Below are 19909 nucleotides of genomic sequence, written 5' to 3'. Positions count from 1 at the left end.
TAGCTACCTCGTCCTTAATCATTAGCACCCATTCCTAAAACCTTAACCTTTGAAAGGCCTTAGCTTTAATCTGTGATAACCAGTGTATTTTTGATTAAGATTAAAACTTGCTGAAAACTATTGAAAATTTGTCAAAAACTGGGAAAGTGAGGTGATTAGATGTACAAATTAGCTGCAAACATCCACAATAAAAGGTTGCTTTTAGAGCAACGTTGTTAGCTTTGCATCAGCGTTCAGATTAAGAAAAGTATTGTTTTCTATATCGAGATGGGGACGTTCCAAGATGTTTGGAAAACGCGTGGGTAAGAGAGCTATGACCCGAGAAACCAGACAAGTGTGCTACATGACTGAGCGTAAGCCCACCTTGTTCGATAAGCTGTTTTGCATATTGAACCCTCTTAGATAAGACATACTGGTGAGGTGTTAGCCCTGTGTGTGCTTTAAACTGATAGTGAAATTGACTCTCACTTAAATATACACAACCAGCTAACTGAGCAACCGTGATCTTATGATTGATATGCTTTTCGACATATTTTTCTATCGCTTTGATATCCAATCGGTACGAGCGAGGCTCTGATTGGAATATTTGCATATGCTTGTTTAGCAGCGCAATAATTGTATTACTGCAGCTTTTCCCCAGCCAAAGATCATCCGGGCTTGACGCTATTTCCACTACCAATCTATTGATGATTTCTTGAATTTGACTATCCAGCTGAAAGTAGTAATCATCATAGGCTTTATCATTGAACTGTTGTAAAACATATTGGTTAAACTCACAGTCAGCAACTAGGTTCAAAACTAAAATATCGGAAGAAAAATTAACACCACCAAAGGAGTGCTTAGAAAGCTCCGTAATAATACAGCCTTGTCCAGGGACGATATAATTGCCCCTACCATTGATATCAAACTCTACGATTCCCTGCAGACCGATGACTATCTGCAAATGATCATGAGCATGATCATCTATATGAGTAGAAAGTGTCACTAGTTCAGCGGGTTTCGGCTGTTTACTAGAATTACTATATGACAACATCACAAAAGCACTCCATTGCCTTTAGTCATAAACTTTAGTTTAAGTTATTGCTATAAACATACCACAATACCATGACAAAACCATTAACCTCAGGTTATTGATTATTAAGAACAATACTTAATGATCTCACTAAAATTAATAACCTTTAAACAATGAGAGCCCAATAACGGAACAACCACGCACCAATATAGAGCATCAGTCATAGCATAATTGATTCGTTGCCAATCAATCATGATCCAACAAAGGAAGGTAGAGTGACCTGAATAAAAAGTATCCAGCCCAAACTTATCTGCTGTATGCGAACGAACATCACATCAAATTAGAACCCAGTAAAACTCATTACAGCAAAGCACCACCCTGCCCGCACTTTGCATGTTCCATGATTGTTTATCACACAGGGTATGCATAACCTGCCTTTCTTCTGACGCTGGAAGGTATTTATACAATGGCAATGCCCCATTTCCCCTTCGTGAGTTCACTTGGGATGTTGCTCCTACTTGGATTGCTAATACCGTTCGCTTCGAGCCACACAAAGCATCCCCCTTCGAGACCATTAATGATTACCTCCTGGAACCTCAATTGGCTCTCAGACGCGAAACCCAAGGTAAAGCGCCACTCCAATATTCCAACGAGAAGGACCAGCGACTATCGAGCATTTGCAAACATCATCAATGATATTTCACCTGATGTTTTGGCTTTTCAAGAAGTGGCTAACCACCAATCGATAAAAAAGATAATCTCGCTCGATAAGTATCAGGTTGCGTTCTCAAGTCGGCAAGTAATAAGTAACGACGAAATTTGGCCGCAGTTTGTCGGGTTTGCCATTCGCAAAGGCCTGAATTACCATCGCCACCCTGATCTCCATCAGCTCGATATATGGAATAACCAATACCTGCGCTATGGTGTCGATGTTACTTTGTATCAAGATGGTAAACCGTCATTGAGACTATTGAATGTACACCTTAAAAGCGGCTGTTACAGCAACCGTCACCGGAATAAAAGCTGTACGGTACTGCGCGAGCAATTCAAGGTGTTGGCTCAGTGGATGTCGCAACGCCAAGCAGAGCAACAACCATTTATTATCCTAGGGGACTTTAATCGCCGACTGGCACAAAAAGGGGATACGTATTGGCAGGGACTAACGTCTAAAGTGTCGACACCCGCTCCGATATTGATGACGGAGGGTATAAAGAGCCAGTGCCGCTCGCAGGTCTATAACAAGCGCAAGCGACGCTGGGAGGTAAGACAATACCCCGGGTTTATCGATCACTTCATTATTGATGGCCGAATAACAGAAAAAGATACCGAGGTATCCTTTTCTGAATATCTCTTCTCAGACCAACAGCTAAAACAGTTTCAACTCAGTGACCACTGCCCACTATCAATCTCTGTGCAGCTCTAAAGGGGCTTCTTTCAAGGTATAACTCACTTGACCACATTGACACTGGCCAGTAATGGGATAGGTTTGTTGAGTCCTTTTGCATCCTTTCTAGCATTAATTCTGCATCTATCATGACGTTAATTGATTATTACAATAAGCCCTAGTCACTTGGCGGATTATCTTTTTCCTGCTTCACATCACGCACATGAATATCCATTTGCGGGAAGGCTATTTCGATATCATTTTGCCGGAACCAACCACTGATAGCATCATAACAGCTTCACGTTGTTTGAAGGTGATAACTGACAAATGAAATATGAAGGGAGTTGGACGAAGTCACTGACCAATCGTGGATTACGGCTAAACTTAAGATCAGCACAAAGCAAAGAGCGGGGAAAAACACGATGAGCTATAAGCATATCTTAGTTGCTGTTGATTTATCTCAATCCAGCCAAACCGTGATTGATAAAGCCGTCTCATTAGCTAAAGGGACTAACTGCAAACTGTCCTTTGTATATGTCGGTGTTGATAAAGTCGTTTTGGAACAAAAAGAAAAACGCACCATACAAGAAAAACTACAAACACTCGCGGATCAATGTGATTACCCGATTACAGACACCTTGGTGGTGGTTGGCGATCTCCATATAAAACTATCTGGGGTCGTTAAAGAAATGGATATCGATTTAGTGGTTTGCGGCCATCATCATAAATTCTTCAGCCGACTATTCTCATCGGTCCCCAAACTGGCTAATGCCATTGAAGCCGACTTGTTAGTGGTTTATCTCAATCAGTGATGTTTTCTCTCATCTTCATTCCCACCGCTCTATTCGTCAATATACCGATCAACCGGTGAGTGACGATGCACTTAACGAGAGCGTACTTCAAGACCTTGAGCAACAAGGTTTCATGAATCACTCAAAATAAAATTGCGTGTTGATTTAAGAAAGGCGTTAAAAAGACGATTATTATAATCAGCGAATGATCAACGCTAACAAACAATCGTCTTCTGCTTGCACTTCAGGTGAAATTAGAAGTGGAAGACCAATTGAGCTGATGCACCGTAGTTATCTTCATTACCATAAATGGCCGCAATATCTAACCCAAATTTACCAAAGGGTTTCAAGCCAATACCAGCGGTAAACAGGTCATCGGAAAAATCAGTCATACTATGGATGTAGCCCAAACGCAGCTGAGCCACACGCCATGCATCCGCTTCTATACCAATACGGGCAAACTGAGTTTTATACGCTTGCTCTTTGAACGGCTTGTTACTGTTCAAATCGACATCTGCAGCAACCGTGAAGCGGGGATGGTTATAAGCAAACGCTGTAGTGTATTGCGCCTCAACCTCATAAGTCACTTGATTACCAGAGCTCTCATTTGACGTCAATGATTGGGAAAAGACATTTTGCACAGATAAACCTAGCATCACATTACGACTCAGCGCGTAGGCTGCCCCGATATCGGCATTAAACGCCGACTTATCGACATAGTCAGAACCGATGTCGATATCGTCATCATCGAAGGTGTCGATACCCTGCTTGTAGTTAAATGCCATTAATTGCTGGAATTTAGGGGAAACCCCTAAGCTTAGGTCGCGATCTAAGAAAATAAATTCTTTGGCAAAGGTAAAGCCAATATCAACCGTACCACCAGCAACTGCCTGCCCAGTTGAGTTAATGACTTCATGGTTGGCAATATCATCCTCGTCGATATCAGTAAGAACCAACGCGGTCACATTGCTAGAAATGAAGAAGTTTGTGCTAACCATTCGATTGGGAATAGCGATAACCATACCGACATTTACATCACCATCGATACGACCATCATCCAAATCTTTCAGCGCTGCCGTCCACTCATCTTCAAGATTAGGATTACCCGCTAATTGATCATTCAAATCTTGAAACGCATCCACCCGATCATGTAGATCATTGCCATCATAAACTTGGGCGCCGATAACCGGTAAGATCATACCAAAACTGTCATGACGTTTATTCTGTGTTGCCAATGCCGGGTTATGAAAGCTCGCCGTCAGGTAGTTAGCTGATGCAACACCAACGCCACCCATACCAACACTGCGTGTATCAGAGAGCGTGTTTGAAGCCGCTGCCGAGTACGACAAAAAAGCCATTGCTATCCCTGCTGCTGCTCTTTTCACTGTCACCATGTTAGTCCCTGAAGTCTATTATCATATTTCTTTTGAATATTGTGCAATTAAAACATGGCTGTGAACACTGAGCTAGTCACATTTTTGTTTCAAGTTGATAAAGAGTGATGGGGGTAACGAAAGCCTTCAAAATTCGGCTTCCTAATCGTCTAGAGGGCACGCTTGATAAGCAACGAGATGAAACAACCCCCTATTTATTGATCGCAATCATAAAAGCCGCCTATACCTAGCTAGTTAAAAAAAATGAAATAAATATGAATCAATTCTGAAACAGAAGATAAATATTTTATACGTTTTTAAAAACGAGAATAAAAAATGTTTAGTAAAAAAAATGTTTCCCGCCGATCTTTTATGGGCGGAATGGCTAAAGTTGGCACAGTTGCAGCTTCGACATCAATCCTAACAGCATGTAATAGCAGTAGCTCCTCAGAAGAGAAAACCAGTATCGCCGGAGTGAAAGTCGCAATGCTTGCAGATGTTCATTTCCATGATGTATTTGGTCATTACGAATTTTCAAAATTCAACAGCGAAGTAACAATACGAAGCATGCAGGACTCGTGCGAATCTACTCGTATGTTCAACGAAAACTACTTTGCCTTTATTGAGGCACTTGAAGAGTTAGGCCAACAAGGTATTAAATATATCTGTTTACTAGGCGACTTCTCTGATGATGGCCAAGTCGACACCTTAAAAGGGTTTAACCGTGTTGTAGAACCATATATTGAAAAGTACGGTTTTGAATTCTTTTTGACTAATGGCAACCATGATCCTGTTCGGCCATATGGTGCCCACCAAACAAAGAACTTCTTGCATCACACCGGGGCCAGCATCGCGGTAACCAGTGATGAGGACCGCAACTTCACGCCAGGTAATGTACTGATTGGCCAACACATTACGAAAGGAATGTGGGCTACGGGCTATCAGGAAATGTTTGACGTGTTGGGGCAATACGGTTTTCAGAATAAACCAAGCTATGTCAGCTACGAAACCCCCTGGGGCAGCGATAAGTTTGAAGATCGCGGTCTTATGATCAGCAAGGAAGACGGTGGTAATACGTTCTGGTGTCCAGATGCCACCTATCTGGCCGAGCCAGTTGAAGGCCTATGGATTGTCTCTGTCGACATGAATATCTACCTGCCTAGCGACGACGGTACCAGCTGGAGCCACGCCTCTATCGGCTGGGAAGAAGGCAAGAAGTACAAGCCCCAGGTAATGGATTGGCTAGCCAATGTAACGGCACGTGCTGAAGCTGAAGGCAAAACGCTGATTGTATTTAGCCATTACCCAGCAACCGAGTACCTCAACTCGAGCGCAAACGATTTTTACTATGTATTCAATGACGGCTCTTACAACAACACCCGCGTACCTTCCAGCGATACTGCTGAGCAGGTCATTAACGCCGGTGTAAAGATGCAGTTTGGCGGCCATATTCATGTTAATGATACAGCTGTTCATCAAGGCGAAAACGGTACCCTCATTAATATTCAAGCACCGTCTCTGGCAGCCTACACACCATCGTACAAAGTCGTCACCTGTCATTCACCAACATTGTTCGAGATAGAGACCAAGACCTTACAAGATGTTCGTGACTTTGATGCTCTCTTCCCTTATTACCAGCTTGAAAAAGAACATCGCGAATGGGTTGGTGCAGATGTACAGTGGGAAACCATGTTGGAAGCCACTGACTACCGTGATTTCATGTTCCGCCATTTGGATGTACTAATGCACATGCGACTAAAAAATGGCTGGGGAGGGGATATTACGGCACTTTTTGAGGCGGCCACACCACTCTACTGGCTAATGATGTTGTCATGTTATGAGGGAACACTCGATAACCAACAAACATTGGCTTTGATAGAAGCAATGACAATCGAGGCAAACAATAGCGACATATTGACTATTTTTGCCGAGTGGGGACTTGAAGATAAAGCTATTGACGCTCTGGCCATGGTAGACGGTCACTGCAGCACTTTCCTGATGAATCGTGATCAAATGATGGCCGTGAGCTTTAAACAATTGTGCCTTGCCACTTTGTATCAGCGCAACGGTGACGAGCTAGCACTACAAGATCTGAATTACCAACTGCTTGTACCAATCCGGGTTGCAATGGAAATGTTCAAGCACAACGATGCAGATGGCGATCTGGAAAACATTGATTGGGACACCGACTACATTAATCAAAACCCAGCCAGTGGTGGCAGCGTACAAAAAGATCAAATTGACTTGTTACTGCTTCGGACTCGTTTTGCATCATTTGCTCGCATTTATCATCAACTAGGCAAAGCCAAACCCGCAGATCACTTCTTTGTTGATCTCACCACGGGCTATGTTGAAGATTTGGCAGGCAATAAGCAGTTTTAAGTCAATACAATAAAGTCCTTTGACATTGAATGCCGCTTACTTAAAGTGAGCGGCATAAACCTCTGGTATTTTTACCTTAATTACAGTTACCCTGCCTACATAAAGATAACTCATACTGGCAGTTTCCAATGAAAGACCAAACCTACATCGACCATGATTTTTCAGAGCAAGACTTTGAATATAGCCACTTCGAAAACTGCACCTTCATTCGTTGTAACTTCAACCGAGCCAATTTGAACGAATCCGCGTTCATCAACTGCCAATTTATCGAGCGTGGTGACGTCGAAGGGTGCCGTTTTGAATATACCAAACTCAAAGAGGCCAGCTTCAAAGACTGTAACCTCAGCATGGCAAACTTCCGAGGCGCACAATGTTTTGGCATCGAAATACGTGCCTGCAATTTAAAAGGGGCTAACTTTTCCCTAGCTAGCTTTGCCAACTACCTGACTCAAAATAACTACTTTTGCTCAGCCTATATCTCGGCAAGCAATTTAGCCTTTGCCAATTTGGAAGACCAGCGACTGGAGCAGTGTGAGTTGTTCGAAAACCGCTGGACTGGGGCTAGCTTGACGGGAGCGTCATTCAAAGGTTCTGATCTCAGCCGAGGTGAATTCTCACCTGATAGCTGGGGACAGTTTGTGATAGAAGAGTGCAATCTCTGCCATGTCGATTTAACCGGGCTTGACCCAAGAAGGGTTAACCTCAAAGGTGTCATGATCTGCGATTGGCAGCAAGAACAGCTACTCGAACCGTTGGGCCTGATTGTGACGGCGGATTAATCACTAGGCCCCCTCAGGGGGCCTAATTAAATCACAATCACCACAGCAAAACTGATATCAAACTCACTACCACCTTCTAAAGAAAGCCAAGGTTGCGGTGAAAGCGCAAAATCATGAAACTTAATCACACTTTTCTCAATTTTTAAGAAGGAAGTCAGGTCACTATAATCAAAGCTGCTATCCTTGTAGGTGAAATTGGCCAGAGATACATTATTTTTCAGGTTGCTTTAGGAGGTCGTATGTTAGGAGAAGATCACTCTCTGCTTCATGAATTCCCGCAATACAAAGACAAAATCGCCGCTTTATCCGCAAACAACGAGGCATTTGCCCAGGATGCCAAACAATATAATCAGTTAGATAAAGAAATCCGTGTGCTTGAACTCAGAGGCTCCCCGATTGAAGATGATGCCATGCTTCAACTCAAGCACCAGAGGGCTGAACTAAAGGACTCGCTTCACCGCCGTTTGCTTAACGGAAGTTAACTCTGAAACACTTTAGGCCACCGCTTGGTGGCCTCTGACGTCAAATGAAAGTGACTAGAAGCCATAATCCGATCCACACCTCATATTATGCCTTGTAAATGCGCTTTTCTGTTAACAAACATGAACCACGCAGGCAATCGAAAAGCAACCGATATACACTGAAACTAAAAGCCATGTGTGTTATGTGTGTTTAAGGAGGCCGTATGAAACTCAATCGACTATTGGTTACCATTGCTCCTGAGCAACCTCTCAATGATTCCTTTCATCAGGCATTTGGATTTGCTAATCAATGCTCTGCACAAGTTACCCTATTAGCTGTTATTGAAGAATTATGTGAATTAAAAGAGGTCGCCGAGCATTCAGATACTGCCGTCAATATCATTGATGAAGCGAAAAAGTTTTACCATAAACAGCTTAATCATCATGTTGAAGTACTCAACGCTCAATACCCCAACATTACCTTCAACACCCTTGTTCGTATCGGCATCCCGCACATAGAAATAATTAAAGAAGCCAAAGCATCACAAGCCAGCATGGTGGTTATTGATTCCACAAGAGATGACAAGAAGTTAGCCTGTCAACGTGGACGAAATACCTTAAGCATCATCCGTAAATCGGAAGTACCTATCTGGTCTATCAGCTCTTATTCCAAACCGATTGATCACGTTGTAGCAGCCATTGATCTTAGCAATATTGAATATCAGGGTTTTAATACCAAACTCATTGAGCTAGCGATGGAATATTGCGAAATAACTGGTGCAGACTTAACGCTATGCCATGCATGGCGACTTGACTCCGAAGGCTACCTGAGAAAATGGAGTGGCTATGATGATAACGATATTGAGCAACTCTCGCAAAAAATGAAAGCAGAGAGGATCGAGCGCCTGAAATCTTTGTTAGCACCGCACCAAAATAGCGTTGTTAATACCAAAATAGAAATTGTCGAGGGGGAAGCGAGGGAAGTACTACCGCTCTATGCCTCAGCTAAAGGCGTCGATGTCGTCATTCTAGGCTCACTCTCACGTACTGGTATCGCAGGCTTCCTCATGGGCAACACCGCAGAGTCTATGATCAACCAGCTTAGTTGCTCTGTCTTAACCCTCAAGCCTGACTCCTTCAAATCACCAGTGTAATACTGATAGAGCACAACAAACAAACAACAAAAAGCCAACACCTCTCGGTGCTGGCTTTTCAGTATAAATAGAGTATCAGAGCTATATTATACCAACCTACATAAATATTTGATCAGTCTTGCAAGTTAAAACCGCTGTTCTCTGCGTTAGATATTTTGTAATTAGAGCCACTAGTTACTGCAAAATCTGCCTTGATAACAACGATTTTTCCAGTGCAAATACCTGATCAACTACTTATCCAGATTGGTATTAGCGCATGATCATCTGTTCGCGACCAGGGCCGACAGATACCATTTTCACCGGTACACCCATTAGCTCTTCGATACGCAGTACGTAATTTTGTGCTGCTTTTGGCAACTCTTCAAACTTGCGGCAACCAGTGATGTCTTCGCTCCAGCCTTCCATTTTCTCATAAACAGGCGCTAGAGACGCGGTTTGAGGCCAAATTGGGTTTTCGCTATGATCGCCATCGTAAGCGACGCAAATTTTCAGGTCGCTAAGGCCACTTAGGCAATCCACCTTCGTCAGGGCGATTTCAGTCGCCGCCTGAAGCTCAACACCGTTTTTGGTCGCTACCGCATCAAAGTAACCCATGTCACGTGGACGACCCGTTGTCGCACCGAACTCACCCGCGGCTTCACGGAAAGCATCTTGCTCTTCCATCGCGGTGATCAGCGTGCCTGTACCCACTGATGAACTGAACGCTTTAGCAACAGCAATCACTCGCTCAGGACGAAGGGCTGGCAAACCACTACCAATACCCGCATACATTGACACAACATTAGAAGATGTTGTCCATGGGTATTCACCGTACGTCAAGTCACGGCCAGCACCCAACTGTGCTTCGAATAGTAGGTTCTTATCTTCAGCCTGCAGTGCTTTAAGCGGCAAGGTCACATTGCAAATCGCATCACGCCATGGCGCCGACACTTCTAGCAACCACTCAGTCATCTCTTGTGCTGTTTGGCTAAACTCGAAGCTTGGGTATAGGGCTTTAAGCTGTGGCAGTTTCCAGTCCATCCAGAACTGAATACGCTCACACAATACTTCAGGCTGCTTTAACCAACCAACCAGAATACCTTTCTTCATAACGCGGTCGCCGTAAGCAGGTGCTATGCCCTGACGGGTTGAACCGTAGGCTGCATCACCCAAGCGCACTTCTTCTAGGGTATCTTCAAGAGCGTGGAGTGGAAGACACAAGGTAGCTCGATCAGAGATACAAAGGTTAACGTTAACCCCTGCAGCTGCAACTTCTGCTAACTCGGTAGTAAGAGGCTCAGGGCTGATCACCATACCAGGGCCTAGCACCGCAAGACAGTCAGGGTTAAATACGCCGCTTGGTAGCTGGTGCAGTTTGAATGTTCCCAAATCATTAACCACAGTGTGGCCAGCATTGTTACCACCTTGGAAACGAATACTCGCAGAGGCTTGTTCAGCAAGGAAATCAACGATTCGGCCCTTACCTTCATCACCCCAGTTAGCACCAACAACAACGATAGACGACATAATTAACTCTCCCAAACAATGATGAGATTATGCTAAGGCGACTCGGCCAATAAGAAAAATTAATAATCGTTATAACTCCGATAAGGATTTCATATGGGAATTTGTGACAAAGGGCGTAGAATAAACACACTCATCGTTAGCGGTTCAATAAGCGAGCCTTTATGTTAGATCTCAACTGGCTGAATACCTTTGTCACTCTGGCTCAATTAGAGCATTTTGGTAAAACGGCGTCAGAGCTGCACATGACCCAACCCAATGTAAGCTTGCATATCAAGCAGTTGGAGAAGACTACCCGGGTCAAGCTGGTTGAGCGTAATCCGTTCCGCCTGACCCAAGCTGGAGAGCGCTTATTGCAAAGTGCGCAGTCAACATTGCAAGAACTGCAGGTATGCCAGTCAGACCTCAATGCGATTAACGATCTATCCCAAGGTACTCTTTCTATTGCAGCCAGTGACATTATCTCTCGCTTGCTACTGATTAAACCCTTCCAGTCATTCAAGCATGAGTTCCCGGGCATCGATCTCTCTCTGTTCAACACCACCTCAACCCAAGCGGCCGAGCTGGTCAAAAGTGCCAAAGCAGATTTAGGCTTTGTGATAGCCCAAAAAGAAAGCCAGCCACTACACTTTACCGAACTGCGTCAAATTCGCTGGTGCGCACTGGGTAATGGTTTGAGTGATTGGCAGCAGCAGGCACTGGATGAAAAGATCACCGGTTCGGAAGAAGAACCGACACTGATCCTATTGGGTCACGATACCCGTACCCGTGATCTGATTGATCTCGCTTTGCCTAGCCTTCACTTACCTAAATACCGGGTAATGGAAGTCGGCAGTGTCGATGCCCAAATTGACTGGGCCGAAGCGGGGTTTGGTATTGCCATCGTGCCAGCGTTTTCGCTCCACCCAAAACTCAACCTGAAAAGTGCCATCACCCCACTTCCTAATTTCCCAACCACCAGCTTGGGCTATATTGTGCGCCAGAACCAAGTGCTATCGCGGGCAATCAAACAGCTATTGCAATGGGTAAGTGAAGAGATCGCCAATTCCCCTCACAGTAATCCTACAAACTAGCCTTCAACCTTCGAAAGCCGAGGATAATGTAATGATATTTAATAATCAGGAAGTGATTCATAAAGAAATGCGAAGACATTACTATTGGCTTGTCTACGGCCCACAGGTGGTGTTATTAACAGTTATTAATTAACCACTGAACGCTACTGATTTAGGGACAACAATATGAAATACACCGTATATTTATCAGGTGAAATACATACCGACTGGCGAGAGAAAATAATAGCCGGAGCCCAAGCCCAAAACCTTCCTGTGACATTTACCTCCGCTGTGACAGATCATGATGCGAGTGACGCAGCAGGTGATGTTTTAGGCAAAGAAACAGACAGCTTTTGGCGCGATCACAAGTCGTCTAAAGTTAATGCGATACGAACAAAGCTGATGATTGAACAATGCGATATTGCAGTCATTAGATTTGGCGACAAATACAAGCAATGGAACGCGGCTTTTGATGCCGGCTACTGCGCAGCGCTAGGTAAATCTTATATCACCTTACATAGCGAAGAAATTATCCACCCATTAAAAGAAGTCGACGCCGCTGCAATGGCTTGGGCTAAAACGCCAGAACAAATCGTCGAGATCCTCACCTATGTCATCAGCACCAAATAGCCCGATATAGGCATACCGGTAAATATGACTGTTATCATAAGAGATCTAGCGGAGAGCTGAGTGTCGTACACGTCGGGCAGGCCTCCCTGCGGGACTCATTCGACCGAAGGGCGAACACCTAACTCAACGCATACAAAAAAGCCTCAGTCTTTCGACTGAGGCTTCGTTGTAGTGGCGGAGCGGACGGGACTCGAACCCGCGACCCCCGGCGTGACAGGCCGGTATTCTAACCAACTGAACTACCGCTCCAATTCTGTATGAAACTCGATGGTAACCATCCAATTTCTAGAATGTGGCGGAGAGATAGGGATTTGAACCCTAGATACGCTACAAACGTATGCCGGTTTTCAAGACCGGTGCTTTCAACCACTCAGCCATCTCTCCGTTATGCGGCGTATATTAATTCGCTTGAGATCCATTGTAAACCCCCAAACCATCCAACCGGTCACTTATTCAGCACTCTGTGCCAAATAATCACTTTTCGTTCACGCCCCTGTCTAGAACACCAGCAAATACTTTAGATTAGAGCCATAACTTCCACAAAGGCCTCGCCCCCCAAAGCAGCCAAAACACCATTGATGGCATAAACTTTTTCTTTCGCCATAAGAACTGGGCTTGGTGTTTAAGAAAAGCGGCTTTCAAAAAGGCATCGGCTAACTGCTGAGACTCATCGGCATTCACCTTCCGAAGCTCATCGATCTCACTTCCAGCTAAAAGCTCTCGTTGTTTCCCTTCTTCAAGCCATTGTCGAACAATATAATCGGCCCTCTCCATCAGCTCTGTTTGCGGAGCGACATCTTGAATTAACCCGATAGCTAGGGCTTGTTGAGCATCAGGTTTCCATCCCTCAGCCCCAAGCATTCGCTGAGCACTTTTTTCTCCAATCAAGCGAGGTAAATGCACACTGGAACAGCCTTCAGGAGTAACCCCTAATGCCGCAAAGGGCGTCGAAAATGTTGCATTATCAGCCGCAATGATGCCATTGGCGAGTGTCGCTGATGTGACGCTGGCACCGATTGCTGGGCCATTTATTGCAATCAACAATGGCTTGGTGCAACCAAGGAAAACCTCGAACAACGCTTGGTTATTTTCAGCAATTAACTCTCGCAACTTACGCGGTGGCATTAACTTTAAGGTACCACTGAGGTTCACCCCGGCAGAATAATAGTTTCCCGCACCGGTTAAGATAACAGCTTTAACGCTATCCTCGCCGTTTGCCTTTTCAAAAACCTCTTTGAGGGCATTCATCATCGCCATGGTCCAGCCATTTAACTTGCCTGGACGATTCATAGTAATGGTCAAAACGCCCTGCTCCCGCCGGGTCATTAAATGGCCTGCAGATACCGGTGTTAAATTCATATCGTTCAAAATGGCGCCTCCCTTCAGTGATACTCATTTTAGTTATGTATCCAAATGAATAATCCGCTACTCCAGTCAACTTTTCTCTGTAACCCTCTACAACAATAGCTACCGATGTTTAACCTAGATCTAATCCTTATTCAAAGCCGTTTAGAAAACCAGCAACTGCGGTATCGATCACGCTAATGCAAGACAGCAACAGCTAGGGTATAGATAAAAGTTAGAACAAAGAAACTAAGATTCATCACTGCCTACAATTGGCTTGATTCAGGGATATATTGAGCCTTGATAAAGCCTAAATTGAAAAGTTTGCTGGCCTAACACCTTTGCTCGGCAACCAATGATTTGAGCACAGTTAACTTTGCAATTTAGTATTGCGGAGTTAGGCAGATGGAAAAACTTAAATTAGCTAAGGAATTGTTTACCAGACCATTAACCCTTGATGAGTTATATATGCTGGATCAGCTCGAGCGACAATCAAAAGGGCAGGAAAAACTGTACATTGCCTCGTTATGGGATGCTGCCTACGCACTTGTTGACCCAGCAGTACTCCACCAAGCTCGTGAAGCTGGGCTACTATAGCCATTGTTTTTATGGTGGTTTTATTTATGGGGAAAGGATAAGCGATATTTCCCCAACCTCAACTCTCTTTTATTAAACAAAATTTAAATTCACTAAATTTTTTTTAATTTTTTATTTATCCCTACTCTTAATTAATGATTCCACCTTCATAATACATTGTTAAGTCACAATAATTTAATAATACAAATAAATCAACAAAGGCATAAAACCGCTAACGTGATTAATATCACCTTAATTCCGCCAAGAAACATTAATTTAGTGATCAAAATCATGAAGATATATTTTCAATAGTGATGAGTTTATCATTTTCAAAAAAGCGCCTTTGATTAGCATAAAATAATACAATAAGTTAAGCGTGTATCGAGAACATTAAGGTGTAAGGATGAACACGCATAAAAAAATTGCTCTAGATGCAATTGAACTCGTTAGGCCAGCCATTGAGCGCCTATTCTCAAGAACCAACCGACAAGAACTGCATATCGTTGTTATGGATCCCCGCATTAAGCCGTGGGAGGCCAGCTTTGAAGAAGCCATTTTAGTTGAAACCTCTATTGGCCAACCGGATACATGGACGATTCCTTTTGACCAACTTGCTCGTAAAAAAGCCCAGCAGGCTTGGCGTGATTCTCAGGCCAACATCAATCATCAAACGAGCCACCCATCATCATTGCGCGATGACGATGTGCTGTTTTACGGCTCCTTTGTCTACGGCAATGTCGTCGTGGCCTGCAGCGGCGTTCAACAGTGGTATGACATGCTGATCAGTGGATGGATCGCCCTCGCCATTGAGCAACTGACTATCAACGACTACCAAACTCAAAAAATTGAAAATCCAACTCAAACTTACCGATGTGAAAAATAACAATAGGTATTAATAATATGAATAAATTACTAAAAGCAGTCATGGTTACCGCAGGTGTATTGGCTTCAGCAACAGCAATGGCTGCTGATTATCCAACAAAGAATATCCGCTTGGTTGTGCCTTTTGGTGCCGGTGGTGGTACAGATGCGGTGGGCCGTACGTTGGCCAATAGCGCCAAAGATGTTCTGGGCCAAAATATTGCCGTCATGAACCGTACCGGTGGTGCAGGTGCAGTAGGGATGAGCTTTGGTGCCCAGCAACGTGCCGATGGTTATACCCTGACTGTTGTTACACGTGAAATAGCCTCACTGCCACAAATGGGCTTAATGCGCCATACGGCTGATGATTTCAAGCTGATCCGCATGGTTAACCTAGACCCAGCCGTTGTTCTAGTTGCAGCCGATAGCCCGTACAACAGCATCAACGATTTGATTGAAGAAGCCAAAAAAGAGCCGGGTAAAGTGAAGTTTGCTTCAACCGCTGCGCCAAACTTCTACCTAATGGCACTTGAGAAAGACCAAGATATTAAACTAAACGCGATTCCTTATAACGGTGCGTCTGAAGCAATCCCAGCGGTTCTTGGCAACCACACTGATGTCACCATGGTGACACCAGGCGAGGCGATTGCCCAACTTCGTTCAGGCCAGCTAAAAGCCCTTGGTGTGATGTCCGATGAACGTATCTCGTTTATTAAAGACGTTCCAACACTGAAAGAGCAAGGTGTAGATGTCGTGACAGGTACATGGCGCGGTATCGGTGCACCTAAAGACACTCCTGACCACATTATTGAAAAACTGGGTGCAGCATTTGACGAAGCGATGGCTAGCGAAGAGTTCAAGTCATTCATGGCTACTGGCGCGATGACCATTCACAATCTCAACGCCGAAGAGTTTACTAAGTTTGTTTACGAAGATACTCAAGCCCTAGGCACGCTAATTAACTAATTTTGTAAGGAGCCAGCCCGTGCTGGCTCTATTTTTTTGTACTCGTTCACCACAAGGATGGATTCTATGCTGAATAGAAACTTTCTTTTCCCGTCCCTGATCATTTTATTAGGTGCCGCCTCCCTCTTTATTATTAGCCAATTCGACAAACCCATGTTTCAAGATGCCAGTGTCGATGCCGCTTTTTTTCCAACTGTGGTGGTCATCGCCATGATGGTTATCTCGACAGTATTAATTTTCCAACACTGGCAACAAACGAAACTCAAGAAAAACGCACAAATAGATCATGAAGAGCCACTTTTCTCTAAACTCTCTATTTTTGGTGTCACTTACCTGATTGGCTATGCTTTCTTAATTCACATTCTCGGCTATCTGTTTGCAAGCCTTATTGCCTTCACCCTGTATCTTATTTACTTCAAGGTGAAGAAACCTCTCTATTATGTGATTGCAGCCGTTTTTGTTTTTTCTGTTTATTACTTATTCGGCGAAGTGTTTGTAATCGCACTTCCTGATGGCATCATTTTGTAAGAGTCTGCTTATGTTAGAACATCTATTTTCAGGCCTTCTAACGGCCTTTAGCCCAAGCGTCTTTCCCGTCCTGGTCTTCGGCGTGCTGGGTGGTATTATCCTTGGTGCCCTACCTGGCTTAACAGCTACCATGGGGGTTGCTATCCTACTGCCTTTTACCTTCGGTATGGAGCCTACTGCAGCACTTGTTATGCTGATCGGTGTGTATATCGGTGGTATTTACGGCGGTTCAATAGCAGCTATTTTGCTCAAAACACCGGGAACACCAGCCTCAGCCGCGACTGTGCTTGACGGACATACTTTGGCAGCTAAAGGCCAGGCAGCTCGAGCCCTGAGTATTTCTGCAGTAGCGTCTTTTATCGGCGGGTTGATCAGTACCATTGTATTGATTGCCATTGCTCCGCTTTTGGCTGATTTTGCTCTTAAATTCAATGCCCCAGAATACTTCGCACTTGCTCTGTTCGGTTTAACCATTATTGCCAGTGTGTCATCGAAAAACATACTGAAAGGATTATTAGCCGGTAGCATTGGTTTGCTGATTTCCACCGTTGGCCTTGATCCAATCAGCAGTGTGCCGCGCTTTACCTTTGATGTGATGGACTTGTATAGCGGCATCAATGTCATTCCGGTTCTGATTGGCTTATTTGCTATCTCAGAAGGCCTCAACCAGCTTGAGAAATTACATACTCAGAAGAAAAGCGCACCACCTAAATTTGACCATAAGCTACTGAGTAAAAACGACCTAAAAACCATGCTGCCAACAGCGATCAAAAGTGGCTTGATGGGAACGTCTATTGGCTCAGTACCAGGAGCCGGTGCCGATATTTCGGCGTTCGTTTGCTACAACGAAGCCAAACGCTCAGCCAAGAACCCTGATGAATTTGGTAAAGGTTCGGTACATGGTTTAGCCGCTGCAGAAGCCGGTAATAACGGTGTTACTGGCGGTTCATTGGTCCCACTGCTTACACTGGGTGTTCCGGGGGATGCCGTTGCGGCAGTCTTACTTGGCGCTTTGATTGTACAAGGTTTGACACCAGGGCCATTACTGTTCAGCCAGAACCCTGAAGTGGTCTACGGTGTATTCAGCTCAATGTTGGTTGCCAACATTATCATGTTGCTCATCGGCCTACTGGGTATCCGCTTTTTCTGTCGGATCATTGAAGTACCGAAGATCATCATGATCCCTATTATCATCTTCTTGTCAGTAATAGGTGCCTACGCCATTAACAACTCGATGTTTGATGTGGGTATCGCAATTGGCTTTGGTTTATTCGGCTTTATCCTCAATAAGATGGAGATCCCTTCATCCCCAATCTTGTTGGCCATCATTCTCGGGCCGATGGCAGAGACAAACCTGAGGAAATCGCTATTGATGTTTGATGGCAGCTGGTCATTCTTGTATGAACGTCCTATTGCCCTTGCATTCATTGTGTTGGCTGTATTCTCGGTTTACTCGACGATGAAGCTCAAGAAGAAGCAGGAACAGAATGCTGTGACGCCATAATCATTTAACTAGCGCAAATACGAAAAAAGCCGCTGATTTCTCAGCGGCTTTTTCAAATGTGGCGGAGAGATAGGGATTTGAACCCTAGATACGCTACAAACGTATGCCGGTTTTCAAGACCGGTGCTTTCAACCACTCAGCCATCTCTCCGTAAGTGCGGCGCATAATATAAAGCTTGCTGTCGTCTGTAAACCCCTAAAATGCTTGTTTGCTCAAACATCATACAAACAGAGCGAATACACCCAGATTAAATACAAAAAACCGCAAAAAATTGGCCATCACGCTGATTTTAGTGGGATTCACCAAGCTCGATATGTCCACCGGGCAAAAATGTCATGTTATCCCCTTATCAAAGCTCTGTAACAGTTATTTGCTTCAGAAAGGCTATAGTTATTGCTAACCTCTTTTCACCTCAACAAACATAAGATTGATAACAATGAAAATTTTCAGCAATTTCGAAAGTGGTAACATCCATATCGTCAGTGCCGATTCGCCAGACAACATTCAACTGACGATCCCAGCGGATAACCAATCCGACATCTCGCAGTGGTTCCATTTCCGTCTAGAAAGCCAGCCCCAGCTTCATCATCAATTTTCAATCTTAAACTTGACAAAATCAGCCTATCCCGAAGGTTGGCAAGACTATGATGTGGTTGCCTCTTATGATCGAGAAGAGTGGTTCCGTATTCCAGCCGAGTTTGATGGCGATACCCTGACCTTCAAGGTGGTTCCGGAATACGGCTCGATGTATTTCGCTTACTTCGCCCCATTCAGTTATGACCGCCACCAAGATTTACTGCACCAAGCCCAAACCCAGTTCAACTGTAAACTGGAAACCCTTGGTTCAACCTTGGATGGCAATGACATGAGCTTGCTCAACATTGGTGAGCCGTCGGAAGAAAAGAAAAACATCTGGATCATTGGCCGACAACACCCAGGTGAAACCATGGCGGAGTGGTTTATCGAAGGTCTATTGCAACGCCTACTCGACGATACCGATACTGTCGCCAAAGCTCTGCTCGATAAAGCGGTGTTCCATATCGTACCGAATATGAACCCTGATGGCAGTATCCGTGGTCACCTTCGTACCAATGCCATTGGTGTTAACCTCAACCGCGAGTGGCAAACGCCGTCGATGGAGAAAAGCCCTGAGGTTTTCCTTGTGCGTGAGCGCATGCTTAAAACTGGCGTAGATATGTTCCTCGACATCCATGGTGACGAGGCTATTCCCTATAACTTCGTTGCAGGTAGCGAGGGGATCCCGTCTTACAATGAACGCCATGCCGCATTGGAAAATGCTTTCAAGGCCGCCTTGCTGACCATCACGCCTGAATTTCAGGTCGCGCACGGCTACGATAAAGATGAGCCGGGCAAGGCCAACCTAACCATTGGCTCTAACTGGGTCGCCGAGCAATTCAAGTGCCTGTCTTATACTATCGAGATGCCATTTAAGGATCACATCAGTCATCCTGATGAGTTTTATGGCTGGTCGCCAGAGCGTAGCGTGGCCTTTGGCCAAGATGTGTTAGCAGCGGTTAGAGCAATCATCGATCAAATCTAATACCGGTGTTCTTAGATAAAAATGCCGAGTCGTAATGACTCGGCATAA

Annotated in this window: 18 protein-coding genes and 3 tRNA genes; 14 read left to right on the top strand and 7 right to left on the bottom strand. The window is 44.5% G+C overall.

Features of this window, described 5'->3' with window-relative positions:
• Window positions 1-238: 238 nt before the first annotated feature.
• Window positions 239-1033 (bottom strand): AraC family transcriptional regulator, encoded by a 795-nt coding sequence (locus ACVA53_RS01085; RefSeq protein ID WP_255043364.1) that lies wholly within the window; start codon window positions 1031-1033, stop codon window positions 239-241.
• A gap of 556 nt (window positions 1034-1589) precedes the next feature.
• Between ACVA53_RS01085 and ACVA53_RS01080 the strand changes: the two genes are divergently transcribed.
• Both ACVA53_RS01080 and ACVA53_RS01075 read left to right on the top strand, forming a co-directional pair.
• Window positions 1590-2435, top strand: coding sequence for an endonuclease/exonuclease/phosphatase family protein (locus tag ACVA53_RS01080; RefSeq protein WP_446504308.1), 846 nt, complete (start codon window positions 1590-1592; stop codon window positions 2433-2435).
• Window positions 2436-2818: 383 nt separating this feature from the next.
• Entirely contained in the window at window positions 2819-3208 is a 390-nt protein-coding gene (locus ACVA53_RS01075; protein WP_255043361.1) for a universal stress protein, read from the top strand.
• Window positions 3209-3441: 233 nt separating this feature from the next.
• Here the strand turns inward: ACVA53_RS01075 and traF are convergent, their stop codons facing one another.
• Entirely contained in the window at window positions 3442-4581 is a 1140-nt protein-coding gene (traF, locus tag ACVA53_RS01070; protein WP_446504307.1) for a conjugal transfer protein TraF, read from the bottom strand.
• A gap of 315 nt (window positions 4582-4896) precedes the next feature.
• Here traF and ACVA53_RS01065 point away from each other — a divergent pair, with 315 nt between their 5' ends.
• The 4 genes from ACVA53_RS01065 (at window position 4897) to ACVA53_RS01050 (ending at window position 9336) form a co-directional block, all read left to right on the top strand.
• Window positions 4897-6942, top strand: a complete 2046-nt coding sequence (locus ACVA53_RS01065) for a metallophosphoesterase (RefSeq protein WP_446504306.1) — start codon at window positions 4897-4899, stop codon at window positions 6940-6942.
• A gap of 128 nt (window positions 6943-7070) precedes the next feature.
• The gene (locus tag ACVA53_RS01060; protein ID WP_446504305.1) at window positions 7071-7721 is read left to right on the top strand and encodes a Qnr family pentapeptide repeat protein; all 651 of its coding nucleotides are present in this window, start codon (window positions 7071-7073) and stop codon (window positions 7719-7721) included.
• A 239-nt stretch (window positions 7722-7960) separates the two neighbouring features.
• The gene (locus ACVA53_RS01055) at window positions 7961-8203 is read left to right on the top strand and encodes a YdcH family protein (protein WP_446504304.1); all 243 of its coding nucleotides are present in this window, start codon (window positions 7961-7963) and stop codon (window positions 8201-8203) included.
• 203 nt (window positions 8204-8406) lie between these two features.
• Window positions 8407-9336 carry a universal stress protein gene (locus ACVA53_RS01050; protein ID WP_446504303.1) on the top strand — a complete coding sequence of 310 codons (930 nt, stop codon included), beginning with the start codon at window positions 8407-8409 and terminating at the stop codon, window positions 9334-9336.
• 249 nt (window positions 9337-9585) lie between these two features.
• Here the strand turns inward: ACVA53_RS01050 and ACVA53_RS01045 are convergent, their stop codons facing one another.
• Entirely contained in the window at window positions 9586-10842 is a 1257-nt protein-coding gene (locus tag ACVA53_RS01045) for an adenylosuccinate synthase (protein WP_255043355.1), read from the bottom strand.
• 161 nt (window positions 10843-11003) lie between these two features.
• On the opposite strand from ACVA53_RS01045, the gene ACVA53_RS01040 reads away from it, so the two are divergent.
• Together ACVA53_RS01040 and ACVA53_RS01035 are read left to right on the top strand one after the other, a co-directional pair.
• Window positions 11004-11912: a LysR family transcriptional regulator gene (locus tag ACVA53_RS01040; protein WP_255043354.1), complete on the top strand. Its 909-nt coding sequence runs from the start codon at window positions 11004-11006 to the stop codon at window positions 11910-11912.
• A 165-nt stretch (window positions 11913-12077) separates the two neighbouring features.
• Entirely contained in the window at window positions 12078-12521 is a 444-nt protein-coding gene (locus ACVA53_RS01035) for a YtoQ family protein (protein WP_255043353.1), read from the top strand.
• 172 nt (window positions 12522-12693) lie between these two features.
• On the opposite strand, the gene ACVA53_RS01030 is transcribed toward ACVA53_RS01035, so the two are convergent.
• The 3 genes from ACVA53_RS01030 to ACVA53_RS01020 all read right to left on the bottom strand — a co-directional run bounded on the left by ACVA53_RS01030 (window position 12694) and on the right by ACVA53_RS01020 (window position 13880).
• A tRNA-Asp gene (locus ACVA53_RS01030) sits at window positions 12694-12770 on the bottom strand.
• 44 nt (window positions 12771-12814) lie between these two features.
• Window positions 12815-12905: transfer RNA gene (locus tag ACVA53_RS01025), tRNA-Ser, on the bottom strand.
• A gap of 138 nt (window positions 12906-13043) precedes the next feature.
• Window positions 13044-13880, bottom strand: coding sequence for an enoyl-CoA hydratase/isomerase family protein (locus tag ACVA53_RS01020; protein WP_446504392.1), 837 nt, complete (start codon window positions 13878-13880; stop codon window positions 13044-13046).
• Between the two features lie 390 nt (window positions 13881-14270).
• On the opposite strand from ACVA53_RS01020, the gene ACVA53_RS01015 reads away from it, so the two are divergent.
• The 5 genes from ACVA53_RS01015 (at window position 14271) to ACVA53_RS00995 (ending at window position 18300) form a co-directional block, all read left to right on the top strand.
• A complete protein-coding gene (locus tag ACVA53_RS01015) occupies window positions 14271-14462 on the top strand; it encodes a hypothetical protein (protein ID WP_255042564.1) in 192 nt (63 codons plus the stop codon).
• A 382-nt stretch (window positions 14463-14844) separates the two neighbouring features.
• Complete coding sequence (locus ACVA53_RS01010) at window positions 14845-15324, top strand: hypothetical protein (RefSeq protein ID WP_255042563.1); 480 nt, start codon at window positions 14845-14847, stop codon at window positions 15322-15324.
• Window positions 15325-15341: 17 nt separating this feature from the next.
• Complete coding sequence (locus tag ACVA53_RS01005) at window positions 15342-16268, top strand: tripartite tricarboxylate transporter substrate binding protein (protein WP_255042562.1); 927 nt, start codon at window positions 15342-15344, stop codon at window positions 16266-16268.
• A gap of 66 nt (window positions 16269-16334) precedes the next feature.
• Window positions 16335-16796 (top strand): tripartite tricarboxylate transporter TctB family protein, encoded by a 462-nt coding sequence (locus tag ACVA53_RS01000; RefSeq protein ID WP_255042561.1) that lies wholly within the window; start codon window positions 16335-16337, stop codon window positions 16794-16796.
• A gap of 10 nt (window positions 16797-16806) precedes the next feature.
• A complete protein-coding gene (locus ACVA53_RS00995) occupies window positions 16807-18300 on the top strand; it encodes a tripartite tricarboxylate transporter permease (RefSeq protein WP_255042559.1) in 1494 nt (497 codons plus the stop codon).
• A gap of 59 nt (window positions 18301-18359) precedes the next feature.
• Here ACVA53_RS00995 and ACVA53_RS00990 read toward each other — a convergent pair.
• Window positions 18360-18450, bottom strand: a tRNA-Ser gene (locus tag ACVA53_RS00990).
• A gap of 286 nt (window positions 18451-18736) precedes the next feature.
• Here ACVA53_RS00990 and ACVA53_RS00985 point away from each other — a divergent pair.
• Window positions 18737-19861 (top strand): M14 family metallopeptidase, encoded by a 1125-nt coding sequence (locus tag ACVA53_RS00985; protein WP_446504302.1) that lies wholly within the window; start codon window positions 18737-18739, stop codon window positions 19859-19861.
• Window positions 19862-19909: the final 48 nt, after the last annotated feature.

Source organism: Photobacterium sp. DNB23_23_1 (assembly GCF_052873815.1).
Note: the sequence above shows the minus strand (reverse complement) of the source record. Positions and strands in the feature narration are given on the sequence as shown.